The following is a 14,132-nucleotide window of genomic DNA, read 5'->3' as shown; positions in this document are numbered from 1 at the left end:
GACCAATGCATCACCATAGACTACTCGCGCTTTCACTGGCTGCGTTGATTGGCAGCCAGTCTGTGGCTGTCGCCGCGGATATTCCGTTGACGCCCGCCGTGCCTGAATTTGACAGGCGGGAGATCAAACCGGACGGATGGCGTTTTAGCGCAAGTCCTTATTTCTGGGCCGCCGGTATCAGCGGCACTGCGGGTCAATTTGGGCTGCCTCCTGCAAGAATGCAATCCGACTTCGGCAGCCTTTTCAATGACCTTGACTTCTCGTTCATGGGTATCATTGAAGGGCATTATGACCGCTACAGTCTGTTCAGCGATATCATTTATACAAAGATATCGACAGGTGGTCAGACCCCTCTTGGCGTCTTCAGCAAAAGTGTCGACGTTACATCTCAAACATTTTCCGGCTTTTTCGGTGGAGGTTACAGTCTGCTTGAAGATGGAAAAAACCGTCTTGACGCAGTGGCCGGAGGACGCGTCTGGTATGCGAGCACGGAAATCTCCTTTAATGGCGGATTGTTCGACGGACACAGCGGGCGCGACAGCGCCGCATGGGTTGATGCCGTCGCAGGCATAAGGGGGAAATATTTCCTCACAGACAATCTGTATTTCAGCGGCTGGGGCGTCGTGGGTGCCGGACAGGCAAAGCTCGATTGGGACCTGGCCGGAACACTCGGATACCAATTCAGGGACAACCTGTCGGCGGTCGCAGGCTATCGCGCGCTTGGTGTCGACTACAGTCGGGATGGCTTCGTCTACGACGTGGTTCAAAAGGGACCGATATTGGGGATGGTGTTCCATTTCTAGCCCTTGGCGAACGGATGTGAGATCGGCGTTCTCCTACGCAAGGTAGTGTGACTTTCACCGCTCAACGATTGATGTTGGGCTCAAAGGACGGGTGCTCCTGCGCTTTCACCTCCTGATTGAGGCCCTCGCGTTGGAGCCTATGCCGGTTGCCGTGTTTACCGTTGCTGTTGATCGGCCCTGTGCATCAAAGAAGGAGCAATTTCTTCACGAGTGATAGCACCTCCTTGAAGGGTAGTTTCGTCGCGCCCACTACTGCGAACGGAATGAGCGCCGCGGCCGCAACGGGCACGACGGCGCTTCTGTCAACGAGGATCGTTGAAAGCTTGCGTGTCGCGTCATAGAGCTTGCTTGGGTCCGAAAGCTCCGTATCAGGCTCAGACACGGCATCGGAAAACACGTTCCGGCCAAGGGTCTTCCGCTCCGCAGATCGACAAAATTGCGTTGCCTGAGCGCCCAGCAACGAAAGACTTTCCTCCTTCAATCGAAGAAGAGGAGGGGTGAAGGCAGATAGCGGGTAGGCGAAGAAGCCGATGACGATCGCCAGCCAACCGCTCATGACCATGCTGAGTGTTGTTATGGAGGGATCTTCGTGGGCGAGGCTTTTGGCGACGACTGACGCAATGCCGCAGCTCAATCCAAAGACAAAAATGGCGTAGGCATTCGGATACCGTCCCAGAAACGCCAATCCGCCCTTGCCGTCGGGATGGGTTGCAACCAGTCGAAGATCAAGCTTTGCAAGTTTGCGCAGCATGCGTGCCCACAAGAAGTGCCTCCATCCGCCCCGCGCAAGAAGAAAGACGAACAGTGGAAGGCTGACACAGATCGACCACCAGCCGGCAAGCGTGACGCGATTGCCGGCGGCGAGATGTTCAACCGCCCACGATGATTCTTGTGTCGCGTGGAGGTTGAGATAGGAGAGGATCGAGGCGAAAAGCGCCAGGACCAGGCAGGCAAATTCAGCCATGCGGGAATCGCGCTCGCGAAGCGTGGAGGCTGCGATGCCGGCGGCGGTCGGGATGAATGTCGGGGCTATGATGGGTGCGCGCGCAAGATGGGACAGCCTGGCCTTCAGGCCAGCTTCTACCTGTCGTTCGGCCAGAACAAAGGCACCGATCCCGATAAAGAACTTTGCCCATACTCCGAGATCGGCCAGATAGGCTCCCTGGCTGTGCTCCAAAGAGAAATTGCGCGGTAAGCCAAGCAGAAACGGAACGCCCCAGGCCAGGGCCACAAACAGGGCGGCTCGGGGCCCGACGCAAAGCGCATTGTGGCGAAGCAATTTCAGTTGCCGTTGAAGTTCGAAGAACGGCCCACCGTGGGAGACAAGAAATTCCCCGAGACCAGGCTCGCCACTCAGGGGCGGATTTTCTGTATTCGCTGAACTCTGGTTGGATGTATCGTTCATTTCGCAATCCATCTGTTGACATAGCGACCCTCGACAACGCCATGCTGCGATCACGGATGGTTGTCGATCCCATGGCAGTCCTGCGCATGCGATCGCAAGGCGGTTACGCAGGCGCGGCCGAACAATTCAAGGGGGGATGGGCGGCATCAGGACGCGAGCAGCCACAAGCCGTCGCCGCCCGCAAAACACTCGCTTCGGTTTCGATGCCAGCCGCCTTGCCCCCCGATGGTCGCGGCCTCTTTTCTCTTGTCACAAAGTTGATACAAGGCTTTTGAACGGGACATTGTGTCAAACCGCACAATCGGGGGGAAGAAAATGGCGCGTATGTCACGGGCGAATGCGGAACGCATCATGTGCGAGGCGGGCTGGCTGGCTCAAATGCCCGAACCCTTCCGGGTGCGCCTGCTGCAAAATGCGCTGCTTCAGAAATTTGACGCAGGCCAGGTCATATTCCGCCCGGGCGACCCGGCCGGCGGCATCTATGGTCTCGTCTCAGGGACTGTGACCGTGGATACCGCGCCTCTCGACTCAACGCCGCGCCTGATCCACATCGCCGTACCCGGCGGATGGACCGGCGAAGACAGCTTCATGACCGGGAAGCCGAGACGGATAGAGCTATTCGCGCGGAGTGAGACCTGGGTGATGCATGTGCCGCTTGAGACGATGGAGCAGATGGCCGCCTCTGATCCTGGCAACATTCGCGCTTTCGGCGTCATTTCCATCTTGGCGGCCGATAAGCTTCTCAGGATCGTGCATGATCTGCAGAAAAAGAGCGTCAGCTCCAGGATCGCGTCAGTCCTGCATCGCATGTCATGGGCGACGGATGTTCCGATTTCCGTTTCCCAGGAAAATCTTGGTATCTTGACAAACACCTCTCGCAAACAGGTCAACAGCGCCATCCAACGTTTCATCGAGGCGGGTTGGATTGAGACGGGTTATCGGTCCATAACCGTCACCAATCCCTTGGCTTTGCGGCGGCATGCAGAACAGGATGTGGTGGACTGACATGTTCCAGCGGCCGGAGTGCCGTGGCGAAGCGTCGAGTTTGGCAGTAGCCGCCCGCATGCAATACTCGACCGGTCTTGTCATTAGTCCGACGCCGCGCTCGTGAAAACGCGACAAAGGTATCAGTGCCCCGACCGGCGACAAGCCTCGCAGACGACCTATCTGCGCGACCTCACGGGCAATCGCCAGTTCTGGGCGGTGCGGGTGAAGACTGTCGACATTGAACGCTTCAGCCGCGATGCCCATCAGCTTTGGGCGGAGGCTGTTGCCACTCCCCCCGTATTTCTTTTGAGGCCAAGGTTACAGTTACAGGTTACAAGCCAAGGGCTTGCCTGCTTGGCCGCTAATACCGGCATTGCCCGCCTTGCGTGCTCTGACGGCGCCTATGCGGGCGGGGCGAGGTGGCTTGGTTCTTGCGATCCGGCTTCGCTGCTGGCAGGCGGGTCAAGCAGGAGCAATGCCGGGTTGCCGTTGGTAATGGGGATATGGCTGACGACACGCAGCTGGCCCGCATCGCGGTGGATCGAATAAATCAGCTCACCCACAGCGCTTTGATCCATCTGTCTGGCGGCGATCCTGAAGCGCAGCATCAGCGCCACAAGACCAAGCAGAAAACCGGGCGGGATCAGCAGCCACAGCGCCTTGATCCAGTCCGGCGAGGATTGGAACGTATCGAGCAGGTCTGACCAGAAATTGTAATCGTTCATGTGCACTCCCTTGTCTCGCGAGGAAAGTGGCCACCCGAGGTTTATCCTCTGGTGACCGGGGAGTTCATAAGCCGCCAACAGACGACCGCCACGGCCTTTAAGCCGAAGCTCTGGACATGCGCCGAGGCCTCCCCGGCCATAGGGCTGAGGAGGTGCCTTTGCGGTCGACACCGACCGCTGTTGGAGGGGTTATGAAGCCCCAAGACCGATCCGTTTCGACTGGTCTCACCGGGAATCATAGTGGGAAATGCGGGGAGGTGAAAGGGGGACGAAATGAGGATGAGTATCTGAGATGTTAATCAGGATTGGATAGGCGATGATGAAGCTTTAACTTATTGGCACACCACATAAGGCTTTGACCGGCACAGACATGACGTCTATCCTCTAAAAGTGTGCAGTTTCTTGATTAGCGTGTCCAACCAAGGAACGTTGTGGTATTGATATTGGAGAAACTCTTGCCTTCTAAATGCATCACTCAGAATAGGCTTTTGGCTGCGATAGAATAACTGATCTCTAGAATAAATTTGAATAAGTTCGTTGAACAATAAAACTTCCTGCTTTGCGAGTCTAATAGTAATGAAGTTTGGTGTGGTGAAATAATGTGATGGTCGGGTATATATTACTGCCATCAGTGGAGTTATTGGAACAACAGTTTTGCGATGCCCTACGGATGATTCATGGGCCATGTTTGTGTAAAATCCGTCTCCGAAAACGAACTCTTGTTCATCGGTGTATGCCACAATATACTTTCCACCATTGAAATTGCGTCCGATGACTTTTAATTTGTTGGAAATATTCATGTTTATAAGGTTTTTATCAGCCTTTAGATCAGAAAAACCCATTCTCTTTTGATAATATTCCGTCGTTACCGCCATTGTGTTGCGATTTCGTGGGCTGCGAGTGATCAGAGAAGCAAGTGTTAAGCCTATCTGGTCAACGAAATCTTTCTCAACTACATGTGCAGTAAGCCTTTCGTTAATCTGTGTTAAAGCATCTGACGTTTTTGCTTCAAAGCTCAGCAGGTCAGTGGTCAAGTTGGGAATTCGTGAATCGATATCATCGAATTGAGATTCAAAAGAAAAATCCCAAGGGTCTCCGATCCTGACCGTATGTCCGTTTGTTATACCTCCAAATTGAGCAGGTGGTGATCTGAGCTCTTTGCCTTGCGGTGTAATTCGCGTGACGCAATCATCATCGCCTACCCAGAAATTTGAGAGGCTCTTTGGCCACCAATGATGGAGCGCACTTTTAATATGCCCGCTCATAAATCAACGCCTTCTATCAACGATGTTTATCAGGTGCGCAATGGGATACCCGAATAGGACACCTTCTTTTCAGCATCGGCTACCCCAGCTTTATTCAATTCGATAACCATTGCATCCCAAACGGGTACGGGGAATTGGGTGGGTCCAATAATTACGTGTTCAAGCAAGTCGGGTATGGAAATTCCAGTCATCCCGCTCTCTTCGTGATCTTTAAGCGGTATCTTATAGACTGGTTGAGGGATACCATTAATGCACTCAACCTCCTGTAAAAGAGCACCCGGGTCATCCAATCCCTGAGTGTGCATTATTCGCCATTCTTTTTCCTCAATGAAGCCGGGATGTTTCGTGCACATTGCGGTAGCGCGAAGCAGCATGCAAAAATAACTATGAATTTCTGATCGTTCTTTAGCCTCGAGGAATTCTTTGTTCGCTTTGATATTGGCTGCAATTTCAAAAAACGTATCTCGAAGTTCTGTATCTCCAAAATAATATACTGGACTGCTGAAGGCGCCGAAGGTCTCGCTCAAACTGTAAAAAGGTAAAGGATTGATAACTAGGCCTACTCCGACTTGATTGGCAGTATATGATCGCCACATAGACAGCCGACCAAACTTCTCTTCAAATTTGTCGTGTTCTGACAAGCAGGTAATGTAAGTCTTGTTGCGCAGATCAAAAAGCCATCCGTCAAACCAGTCTATGCCTTCCTGTGAAATGTTCGGAAATATCGAATCCAGCGCAGCTGTAACGGCCCGTAACCCTTTTTCCGTTTCAGAATCTATTGGCGGCTCGAAAGACCGCTGCATTAATTGAAAGCCGTGTTCAACTTCCATGAAATCATTCATGCAGCGTACATTTCGCATCCAAACAACGCCATTTCGGATTATGGAGATAGCTGCAGCGGCCGAAGTATAGTGAATAAGTCGTCGGTTATGCTTGAACAACTCATCTCTACGGCGGGCCTCATGTGGCGCGAATATATCACGTAACTTGAAGATGTCTTGTTGCATCGCCATGCCTCGAATCATTTGCTTGTTAAATAAAATTATAAATTAAAACTATATTTTATATTATAGATATTCGACAAATAATATTAGATAAATAAAAGACATTATCCTCAAATATTTCAGAATGTTGAGGTGGAGTAGCAACAGATTCGGGACGGAACTCGACCAACGCAACCGTTGGAGCGCAGAACAATCTAAAGGTTTATCACTAACGGATCATCAAGCATGTTTGATGGCGCAGGCAATTCCACGGAGGAAAGTAAGATAGAATATATCGTGAGAAAATGGTGCCGCTTCCCGGAATCGAACCGAGGACCCCATCATTACGAATGATGTGCTCTACCAACTGAGCTAAAGCGGCAGGGAAGGGACTTCCCGATCCCTGGACCGGCCATCGGAATGTGCCGGAGGGATGACGCGCCTGATAGCGTTATTGCATGCGGATTGCAAGCCTCGTCATGCCGGCTTTTGGCGGAAACCGCGAAAATCCCTATACGCACCAGCTCTGTCCCGCACAGTACAGCCAGATTGGAATATTTCCATTTTGCCGATAGACAAGCGTGCAGGACAGGTTAAACTTTCGGTTGTGGTCATGCGGCCCAGGGAGGGGCGGTGACCAAGGCGTTCTGGGAGGAACCGATGGCCAAAGTCGAACTGGTGGTCAATGGGCGCGCCGTCAAGGGCGAAGCCGAAGACCGCACGCTGCTTGTGCATTTCCTGCGTGAAAATCTGGGACTGACGGGAACCCATGTGGGGTGTGACACCTCGCAATGCGGCGCCTGCGTCGTGCATGTGGACGGGCGGGCCGTCAAATCCTGCACCATGCTGGCGGTGCAGGCGTCCGGCGCCGAGGTGACAACCATCGAGGGCATTGCCCTCAATGGCGAGTTGCATCCGGTGCAGGCGGCCTTCCGCGAGCATCACGGCCTGCAATGCGGTTTCTGTACGCCGGGGATGATCATGTCGTCGGTGGATATGATCCGCCGTCACCCGGAAGGGCTCGACGAGGCGACGGTGCGCGCGGAGCTGGAAGGCAATATCTGCCGCTGTACCGGCTACCACAACATTGTTCAGGCCGTGCTCGATGCATCGGAAAAAATGGGCAAGGGCGCCGTCAAGGCCGCCTGAAAAATCAATTCACGTCGTGCAGTCCGCTTCCGGCCAAACAGACAATTGAGACATTTTGGCGAGGCGCCTGCGACAGGGAGGTAGTGTCATGGGTGTCGAAGGCATTGGATCACGCGTTCTGCGCAAGGAGGACAGGCGGTTCCTCACCGGCAAGGGCCGCTATACCGACGATATGGTCGTGCCGGGGATGAAGCACGCGGTCTTCGTGCGCAGCCCGCATGCCCACGCGAAAATCACCGGGATCAGCACGGGCGCGGCACTCAAGATGCCTGGCGTCATCGGGGTGCTCACCGGCAAGGAATTGAAGGCCGACGGCATCGGCAATCTCATCTGCGGCTGGATGATCCAGTCGAAGGATGGCACGCCGATGAAGATGGGCGCCTGGTCGCCGCTCGCCACCGATACGGTACGCTATGTCGGCGATGCGGTGGCGATCGTCGTCGCCGATACGAAGGGCGAGGCGCGCGATGCCGCCGAGGCGGTGGAAATCGCCTATGAGGAGCTGCCCGTCGTCGTCAGTGCCGTCGAGGCGCTGAAGCCGGGCGCGCCGCAAGTGCACCCGGAAGCGCCGGGCAACCTGATTTTCGACTGGGATATCGGCGATGAAAAGGCGACGGCTGACGCCTTTGCCCGCGCGGCGCATGTGACGACGCTCGATATCGACAACAACCGCCTCGTGCCCAATGCCATGGAGCCGCGCGCGGCGCTCGGCCAGTACGATGCGGCGGAGGATCACTACACCTGCTGGACCACCTCGCAGAACCCGCATGTGGCGCGGCTGGTGATGAGCGCGTTCTACAATGTCGCGCCGGAGAACAAGCTGCGGGTGATCGCGCCGGATGTCGGCGGCGGATTCGGCTCGAAGATTTTCATCTATCCGGAGGAGATCGTCTGCCTGTGGGCATCGAAGAAGACGGGCGTTCCGGTCAAGTGGGTGGCGGACCGCACGGAAAGCTTCCTGTGCGATGCGCACGGGCGCGACCACGCCACCCATGCGCAGATCGCCTTTGACAAGGATTACAAAATTCTCGGCCTGAAGGTGGAAACCATCGCCAATCTCGGCGCCTACATGTCGCTGTTTTCGAGCTCCGTGCCGACCTATCTCTACGCGACGCTTCTGTCCGGCCAGTATGACATTCCGGCGATCCACGCCAATGTGAAGACGGTCTACACCAACACGGCGCCGGTCGATGCCTATCGCGGCGCCGGGCGGCCGGAGGCTTCCTATGTGCTGGAACGCATCATGGAGACGGCGGCGCGCGAGCTGAAGATATCGCCGGCGGAATTGCGGCGACGCAATTTCATCCGCGCCTTCCCGCACCAGACGCCAGTTATCATGGCCTATGATGCGGGGGATTTCGACGCGACGCTCGACGCCAGCATGAAGGCGGCGGACTATGCCGGTTTTGAAAAGCGCCGCGCGGAAGCCGCCGGCCGCGGCAAGCTGCGCGGCATCGGCATGAGCTGCTACATCGAGGCCTGCGGCATCGCGCCGTCGGCGGCGGTCGGGGCGCTGGGCGCCGGTGTCGGCCTGTGGGAAAGCGCCGAGGTGCGGGTCAATGCCGTCGGCACCATCGAAATCCTCACCGGCTCGCATTCGCACGGGCAGGGGCACGAAACCACGTTCGCCCAGCTGGCGGCGGAGCGTTTCGGCGTACCGCTCGACAGCATTTCCATCGTCCACGGCGACACGGACAAGGTGCAGATGGGCATGGGCACCTATGGCTCGCGCTCCGGTGCGGTCGGCATGTCCGCGGTCGTCAAGGCCATGGACAAGGTCGAGGCCAAGGCCAAGAAGATCGCCGCACACCTGCTCGAGGCCGACGAGGCGGATATCGAGATCAAGGACGGCAATGTGCGGGTGGCGGGGACGGACAAGTCGCTGCCGTGGTTCCAGGTGGCGCTCGCCTCCTACACCGCGCACAACCTGCCCTCCGGCATGGAGCCGGGGCTGAAGGAAACGGCGTTCTACGACCCGAGCAATTTTACCTTTCCGGCCGGCTGCTACATCTGCGAGGTGGAGATCGATCCGGAAACTGGCACGACCAGGATCGTGCAGTTCGTTGCTGCCGACGATTTCGGCAAGATCATCAATCCGATGATCGTCGAAGGGCAGGTGCATGGCGGCTTGGCGCAGGGCATCGGCCAGGCGCTGCTGGAAGGCACGCATTACGATGAAAGCGGCCAGCTGCTGACGGCGAGCTACATGGACTACACCATGCCGCGTGCGCAGGACCTGCCGTCGTTCAACATCATGACGACGGAAACCCCGTGCCCGTCCAACCCGCTGGGGATCAAGGGCTGCGGCGAGGCTGGCGCCATCGGTTCGCCGCCTGCCGTGATGAATGCCATCACCGATGCCATCCGCAACAACAGCCTGAGCATGCCCGCGACCCCGCAAAAGGTCTGGGCTGCCATTCAGGCGGCGAAATAGGGAGATGTGCCATGTATGAAACCCAGTATCATCGGGCCACTTCGGTCGAGGACGCCGCAAGGCAGATGGGCGCAGCAGAGGACGGCAAATTCCTGTCCGGCGGCATGACCCTCATCCCGACCATGAAGCAGCGGCTGGCGTCACCGAGCCATCTGATCGACCTGCGCCATATTCCCGGCTTGAAAGGCATCACCATCACGGGCAAAACCGTGCGTATCGGCGCGGCGACCACGCATTATGACGTCGCGACCCATGCCGAGCTGGCAAGGCTCTGCCCGGCGATCACGCATCTTGCGGCACATATCGGCGATCCGCAGGTGCGCAACATGGGCACCATCGGCGGCTCGGTCGCCAACAACGATCCGGCGGCCGACTATCCCGCGGCGCTGCTTGCCCTCAACGCAACCGTCATCACCAGCGCGCGCTCGCTTGCCGCTGCGGATTTCTTTGCCGGGCTGTTCGAAACGGCGCTGGAGCCGGACGAGATTGTCACGGCCGTCGAATTCACCGCGCCCGACAGGGCGGCCTATAAGAAGTTCCCGAATCCCGCCTCGCTCTATGCCATGGCCGGCGTGTTCGTTGCCAAGGCTGGCCATGAGGTGCGGGTTGCGGTGACCGGGGCTGGCGAGAATGGCGTGTTCCGGGCGCGAGCGCTGGAGGCGGCTCTGGCAAAGAGTTTCAGTGCTGCTGCGCTGGATGGCGTTGTGGTTTCCGCCGATGGCCTGATGTCCGATATGCATGCCTCGGCCGACTACCGCGCCAATCTGGTGAAGGTCATGGCCAAGCGTGCCGTGGCGGAGATCGCGGGTTAGGCCTGTCGCAGTACGATCACCGCATAGCGGCAGGGCTCAGCGCTCTCATTGGCGAAGACGCAGTCATGGGGGGCGCCGAGTTCGAGACAATCGCCCTCTTCGAGCCGGTGAAACGTTTCACCCTCGGCAAAGCTCAGCACGCCGCTTAAAATCCAGATCAATTGCCGCTGGAAGGTGTAGGCGGACGCGGGGAGTGCCACCCGCGCCTTTGCCGGCAGCTCGACATGCACCACATCCATGGGCAGGTCGGAGGCAGGCGAGACATGGCGGCGGATATAGCCGGTGTCGGGATCGGTCCACAGGGGCTGGTCCTTGTGGCGCAGCAGCTGTCCTTCCTGCATTTCCGCCCGCGCCATCAGCGTCGACATGCTCAGGCCGAAAGCGCCTGAAAATCGCGCCATCAGCATGGCCGTCGGGCTGCTCTGGCCGCGCTCCACCTTGTTGATCATGGCGCGTGATACGCCGGATTTCTCCGCGAGTTCCGTCAGCGACCAGCCGCGTGCCTCCCGCTCGATCCGGATGCGGGCACCGATTTTTGCATCGACATCGTCTATTTTATGAGACATAATGAAACTATAATAGACGATTGAAAAGGATGCAAGTCGTGATCGTGCGTGCGGCCAGTGAGGCGGATCTTCCAGCCATTCTCGAGATTTACAACGATGCCGTGCTGAACACCACGGCGATCTGGAACGAAACGCAGGTCGATCTGGCCAACCGCAAGGCCTGGGTCGGCGAGCGGCAGTCAAAGGGATTTCCGGTGCTGGTCAGCGTCGATGATGCCGGCGGTGTCACCGGCTATGCCTCCTTCGGCGACTGGCGTGCTTTCGATGGCTATCGTCACACGGTCGAGCATTCCGTCTATGTGCACAAGGCGGCGCGGGGCGGCGGGATCGGCAAGGCATTGATGCTGGCGCTGATCGGCAAAGCCCGCGAGCTTGGCAAGCACGTCATGGTGGCCGGTATCGAGTCCGGCAACGCGGCGTCCATCCGCCTGCACGAAAAACTGGGCTTTCAGGCGGTGGGCCATCTGCCGGAAGTCGGAACCAAATTCGGCAAATGGCTTGATCTGACATTCATGCAGATCGTTCTGGATAATGCTCCGCCGCGTTAGGCGGCGCAGAGTTTTGCCTTCGCCTCGTGGTATTCGCGTTCCAGCCGCCCGACATATTCTGCGGCGCCGGTTACTTCCTTGATCGCGCCGATGCCCTGGCCGCAACCCCAGATGTCTTTCCAGGCCTTGGCGCCGGTCGTTGCCGCTTCGAAATCCATCTTGGATGGATCGGCTTCCGGCAGGTGATCGGGATCCATGCCAGACTTGGTGATGGACGGCTTGAGATAGTTGCCGTGAATGCCGGTAAAGTAGTTGGAATAGACAATGTCGGACGAGACGGAATCAACGATCATCTGCTTGTAGGCGTCGACTGCCCGCGCTTCCTTGGTCGCAATGAAAGGCGAGCCGATATAGGCAAGGTCCGCACCCATGGCCTGTGCCGCCAGGACGGCCTTGCCCGTGGCGATGGCGCCGGACAGCAGCAGCGGCCCGTCAAACCATTCGCGGATTTCCTGGATGAGCGCGAAGGGTGACAATGGTCCGGCGTGCCCGCCTGCACCGGCGGCAACCGCGATCAGCCCGTCCGCACCCTTGCGGATGGCTGAGTTGGCGTGGCGGTTGTTGATGATGTCGTGCAGCACGATCCCGCCATAGGAATGGATGGCAGCGTTGACTTCCGGTACGGCGCCGAGAGAGGAGATAACGATCGGCACCTTGTATTTCACGCACATGGAAAGGTCATGCTCGAGCCGCTTGTTGGAGCGGTGGACGATCTGGTTGACCGCAAACGGTGCTGCCGGGCGGTCCGGGTTTTTAGCGTCGTGGTCGCGCAGGCCTTCGGTGATCTCGGCCAGCCATTCGTCGAGCTGGGCCTCGGGCCGTGCGTTCAGGGCGGGGAAGGAGCCGACAACGCCGGCCTTGCATTGCGCCAGCACGAGGGCCGGATGCGAAATGATGAACAGCGGCGCGCCGACAACGGGAATGCGCAGCTTTTTCGTCAGGATTTCGGGCAATGCCATGTGTTTCCTCCCATGGAATAAATTTTGACGTTTCCGTAAACGTAACTCTTTTTATCAGACCGCGTGCCGTGATCAAGCGAAAGGTTGGCGCGGTAGCCTGCGCCCGATCAAAGGCGTGTGAGCGCGGGCGATGCGTTGACCTCAGTAAAGATGATCCGGGTGCCTCACCGCAAGGGCGATCGCATCGGCCACCTCGTCTTCCCTGTCCCGCAAGATGCTGGTGGCCACGCGGATATGCGGTGACGGGTTCACGACATACTTGCGGCCGATGCCCACCGCGATTCCACGCGCCGCGAGGGTCACAAGGGCAAATTGTTCCGAAGCCACGGGAACCCAGAGGCTGAACCCTTCGCCGCCGGAAAGATGAACACCGCGCTCGCGCAGTGCCTGCATCAACCCCTCGCGCCTCTCCCGATAGATACCTCTTGCCCTCTGTAAGCTCAGCTGTGTTGCCGCGTCGTTGATCAGGAAAGCCACGGCTGATTGCAGCACCCGGCTGGTCCAGCCTGCACTGAAGCTGCGGTAGGACTGGATCTGTTCGACGATGCGCGTCGAACTCGACAGGACTGCCAGCCGCAGGTCGGGGCCGAGGGATTTCGAATAGGAAACGATATGAATGACCCGGTCCGGAAACCGGTCCCCGAGGCTGATCGGAGGCAGGGACGAGATATCGCCGACACCATCATCCTCGATGATGAGCGCGTCGCTGTCGGCAAGGGCATCGCCCAGCGCGGCAAGCCGTTCCCGGCTGACACCCCGTCCGGTCACTGCGTGGGTGCGTGGCTGAAAAAGGAAAGCAGCCGGCTTGCGTTTGAGGGCCTCCATCAAAGCATCCGGCAGCGGGCCGTTCTCATCGCACGCCACCGGCAGGATGTGCGCGCCGAGATCCTCGAGGATGTCGAGAAGCCTGAGGGCTGTCGGCTCCTCGATCGCCACAAACGATCCCGGCATGACGAGCGCATGCAGAAGGGCGTAGACGGCGTTATAGCCGCCATTGGTCGCAAGAAACGCCTCCGGCCTGCAGGGCCAGTTCGGCTCCACTGCCGCCTGCAATTCAGGCAGTATCGGGACGCGCTGGTAACTGTTCAGCGCTTCCGCTGTCGCGCCATGTTTCAAGGCTTCTTCCAGAGGCGGAAGCACGTCGACGTCAGGCGATGCGATGGCAAGGTTGAGCACACCATCGCCGTAATCGCCTGAACTCGCCAGCCGCAGGGGTTTCGGTGCAATGCGGTCGCCGCTGACCCATGTGCCGTTGCGCCCGCGCCCGGTGATGATCTTCTGCCGCCGCAACTCGCTCCAGGCCTCGGAAACTGTCGCCGGACTGATGCCGAGGGTGTAGGCGAGATCGCGGATGGCCGGCAGTTTGGTGCCGACGGGAATGGCGCCGGCGCGGATCAGTGCGCTGGTCTCGATGGCGATGCCGCGCATCGTCCGGTCACGCAACTTCTCTGCAAACCACTGAACTGAGGCCAATTCGCTCATGTCTGTCCCTCTTT

At 57.9% G+C, this 14,132-nt stretch carries 13 protein-coding genes, 1 tRNA gene and 1 pseudogene; 7 read left to right on the top strand and 8 right to left on the bottom strand.

Features of this window, described 5'->3' with window-relative positions:
* The first annotated feature begins 5 nt into the window (after positions 1–5).
* Positions 6–803, top strand: a complete 798-nt coding sequence (locus tag ACZ25R_RS18425) for a hypothetical protein (protein ID WP_472461813.1) — start codon at positions 6–8, stop codon at positions 801–803.
* Positions 804–987: 184 nt separating this feature from the next.
* On the opposite strand, the gene ACZ25R_RS18420 is transcribed toward ACZ25R_RS18425, so the two are convergent.
* The gene (locus ACZ25R_RS18420) at positions 988–2,208 is read right to left on the bottom strand and encodes a hypothetical protein (RefSeq protein ID WP_472461812.1); all 1,221 of its coding nucleotides are present in this window, start codon (positions 2,206–2,208) and stop codon (positions 988–990) included.
* A gap of 351 nt (positions 2,209–2,559) precedes the next feature.
* Between ACZ25R_RS18420 and ACZ25R_RS18415 the strand changes: the two genes are divergently transcribed.
* Both ACZ25R_RS18415 and ACZ25R_RS18410 read left to right on the top strand, forming a co-directional pair.
* Entirely contained in the window at positions 2,560–3,213 is a 654-nt protein-coding gene (locus ACZ25R_RS18415) for a Crp/Fnr family transcriptional regulator (RefSeq protein ID WP_472461811.1), read from the top strand.
* A 102-nt stretch (positions 3,214–3,315) separates the two neighbouring features.
* Positions 3,316–3,471 (top strand): annotated as a pseudogene (locus ACZ25R_RS18410) (VapE domain-containing protein); the annotation flags it as partial.
* A gap of 125 nt (positions 3,472–3,596) precedes the next feature.
* On the opposite strand, the gene ACZ25R_RS18405 reads toward ACZ25R_RS18410, so the two are convergent.
* The 4 genes from ACZ25R_RS18405 to ACZ25R_RS18390 all read right to left on the bottom strand — a co-directional run bounded on the left by ACZ25R_RS18405 (position 3,597) and on the right by ACZ25R_RS18390 (position 6,550).
* On the bottom strand, positions 3,597–3,920 hold the full coding sequence (locus ACZ25R_RS18405) for a hypothetical protein (protein WP_472462551.1): 324 nt from the start codon (positions 3,918–3,920) through the stop codon (positions 3,597–3,599).
* Between the two features lie 377 nt (positions 3,921–4,297).
* Positions 4,298–5,185: a hypothetical protein gene (locus ACZ25R_RS18400; protein WP_472461810.1), complete on the bottom strand. Its 888-nt coding sequence runs from the start codon at positions 5,183–5,185 to the stop codon at positions 4,298–4,300.
* Positions 5,186–5,214: 29 nt separating this feature from the next.
* Positions 5,215–6,198, bottom strand: coding sequence for a DUF2971 domain-containing protein (locus ACZ25R_RS18395; RefSeq protein ID WP_472461809.1), 984 nt, complete (start codon positions 6,196–6,198; stop codon positions 5,215–5,217).
* Positions 6,199–6,474: 276 nt separating this feature from the next.
* A tRNA-Thr gene (locus ACZ25R_RS18390) sits at positions 6,475–6,550 on the bottom strand.
* A 278-nt stretch (positions 6,551–6,828) separates the two neighbouring features.
* Here ACZ25R_RS18390 and ACZ25R_RS18385 point away from each other — a divergent pair.
* From ACZ25R_RS18385 to ACZ25R_RS18375, 3 genes are all read left to right on the top strand, one after another.
* Positions 6,829–7,317 carry a (2Fe-2S)-binding protein gene (locus tag ACZ25R_RS18385; RefSeq protein WP_105736548.1) on the top strand — a complete coding sequence of 163 codons (489 nt, stop codon included), beginning with the start codon at positions 6,829–6,831 and terminating at the stop codon, positions 7,315–7,317.
* Positions 7,318–7,405: 88 nt separating this feature from the next.
* A complete protein-coding gene (locus tag ACZ25R_RS18380; RefSeq protein WP_472461808.1) occupies positions 7,406–9,751 on the top strand; it encodes a xanthine dehydrogenase family protein molybdopterin-binding subunit in 2,346 nt (781 codons plus the stop codon).
* Between the two features lie 11 nt (positions 9,752–9,762).
* Positions 9,763–10,563, top strand: a complete 801-nt coding sequence (locus tag ACZ25R_RS18375) for an FAD binding domain-containing protein (RefSeq protein WP_472461807.1) — start codon at positions 9,763–9,765, stop codon at positions 10,561–10,563.
* On the opposite strand, the gene ACZ25R_RS18370 is transcribed toward ACZ25R_RS18375, so the two are convergent.
* A complete protein-coding gene (locus ACZ25R_RS18370) occupies positions 10,560–11,129 on the bottom strand; it encodes a helix-turn-helix domain-containing protein (RefSeq protein ID WP_472461806.1) in 570 nt (189 codons plus the stop codon). The two genes, ACZ25R_RS18375 and ACZ25R_RS18370, sit on opposite strands and share 4 nt — an antisense overlap.
* A 29-nt stretch (positions 11,130–11,158) precedes the next feature.
* Here ACZ25R_RS18370 and ACZ25R_RS18365 point away from each other — a divergent pair, with 29 nt between their 5' ends.
* Positions 11,159–11,677, top strand: a complete 519-nt coding sequence (locus ACZ25R_RS18365) for a GNAT family N-acetyltransferase (protein ID WP_472461805.1) — start codon at positions 11,159–11,161, stop codon at positions 11,675–11,677.
* Here the strand turns inward: ACZ25R_RS18365 and ACZ25R_RS18360 are convergent.
* Together ACZ25R_RS18360 and ACZ25R_RS18355 are read right to left on the bottom strand one after the other, a co-directional pair.
* Positions 11,674–12,636, bottom strand: a complete 963-nt coding sequence (locus ACZ25R_RS18360; protein WP_472461804.1) for an NAD(P)H-dependent flavin oxidoreductase — start codon at positions 12,634–12,636, stop codon at positions 11,674–11,676. The genes ACZ25R_RS18365 and ACZ25R_RS18360 overlap by 4 nt on opposite strands.
* Positions 12,637–12,777: 141 nt before the next feature.
* Positions 12,778–14,118 (bottom strand): aminotransferase-like domain-containing protein, encoded by a 1,341-nt coding sequence (locus ACZ25R_RS18355; protein WP_472461803.1) that lies wholly within the window; start codon positions 14,116–14,118, stop codon positions 12,778–12,780.
* Positions 14,119–14,132 lie beyond the last annotated feature (14 nt).

The organism is Phyllobacterium sp. RCAM01083 (assembly GCF_055685835.1).
Note: the sequence above shows the minus strand (reverse complement) of the source record. Positions and strands in the feature narration are given on the sequence as shown.